General features: G+C 74.3%; 1 protein-coding gene and 1 pseudogene. One reads left to right on the top strand and one right to left on the bottom strand.

Annotated elements, in window-relative coordinates; all coding sequences use genetic code 11:
• Positions 1-312: pseudogene (locus tag AB0O00_RS40945) on the bottom strand (hypothetical protein); the annotation flags it as partial.
• A gap of 252 nt (positions 313-564) precedes the next feature.
• Between AB0O00_RS40945 and AB0O00_RS40940 the strand changes: the two are divergent.
• Positions 565-1,077: a SigE family RNA polymerase sigma factor gene (locus AB0O00_RS40940; protein ID WP_363659732.1), complete on the top strand. Its 513-nt coding sequence runs from the start codon at positions 565-567 to the stop codon at positions 1,075-1,077.
• The last annotated feature ends 29 nt before the right edge of the window (positions 1,078-1,106 follow it).

The following is a 1,106-nucleotide window of genomic DNA, read 5'->3' as shown; positions in this document are numbered from 1 at the left end:
CGGGTCGGCACCCCGGGAGGTCGCCAGGCTCCCGGGCGCGGGCCCGGGGTCGCTCGGGGGCGTCCCCGGGGCGGCGCCCGTGTAAGCGGGCGGGGTGGCGGTGCCGGAGACCACCGGGGAGCCGGCCGAGCCGGCGCCGTGGGCCGTGGCGGTGGGCGCGTTGGAGGGCTTGCCGTGGGCCGTGGGGGTGGGCGTGGAGGTGCTGGTCGCGGCGGTGGGCGTCGAGGTGCTGGTCGCGGCGGTGGCCGCTCCCCCCGCGGTCGCGATGACTGCGGCGGCGGCGGCGATGAGCATGATCGGGCGGATACGCATGAATCCGTGTCCTTTCCTGCGGGCGTCCGGTTGATGCCCGCGCCCCTGTACGCCTTCCGGCGCCCGACGGGTCGCACCCCGCACACGTGATCCAGGTCATAGGCGGTGGGTGCAACCCCGGGACGGTGCGTGTGCGTACAGGGCGGGAGGCTCCGCCCAGGCCGCACGGCTCCACCGCCGCGGCCGAGGGGTCCTTCCGCGCGGGCCGCATGTGCCGCGAGCTGACGGACAGCCCCAGAAGAAAGGCATTTGATGACGCCACAGGAGTTCGACGCGTTCTACGCGGCGTCCTTCTCCCGCCTGACCGGGCAGCTCTACGCGATGACCGGCAACTGGTCCGAAGCACAGGACGTGGTCCAGGAGGCCTTCATCCGCGCGTGGGACCGAAGGCGCACATTCGACCCGCACGACGCCCCGGAGGCGTGGATCCGGACCACGGCCCGGCGGCTGGCCGTCTCCCGCTGGCGGCGGCTGGCCCGCGGCCTGCACCTGGCCGGACGCCACCACCACCAAGAACCACCCACCGTCGAGCCGCCCACCGAGGAACACCTGATGCTCGTCACCGCGCTCCGCGACCTGCCCGAGTCACAGCGGAGCGCCCTGGTCCTGCACCACATGTGCGACCTCTCCGTCCAGCAGGTCGCGGCCGAGACCGGCGTCAGCGCCAGCACCGTCAAGAGCCGCCTCGCCCGCGGCCGGACCGCGCTCGCGGCCAAACTCGCCGACCGGACCCCGGCCGGCGAGGAAGGAAAGCTCCGTGTCTGACCCCGTCCACGACATCCTCGGTGACCGGC

Source organism: Kitasatospora sp. NPDC093558, assembly GCF_040683475.1.
Lineage (GTDB): Bacteria > Actinomycetota > Actinomycetes > Streptomycetales > Streptomycetaceae > Kitasatospora.
This window is presented reverse-complemented; position numbering and strand designations above follow the sequence as displayed.

Coding starts and splice junctions, on each gene's coding strand:
- AB0O00_RS40940 (WP_363659732.1), top strand. CDS start 565: ATGACGCCACAGGAGTTCGACGCGTTCTACGCGGCGTCCTTCTCCCGC.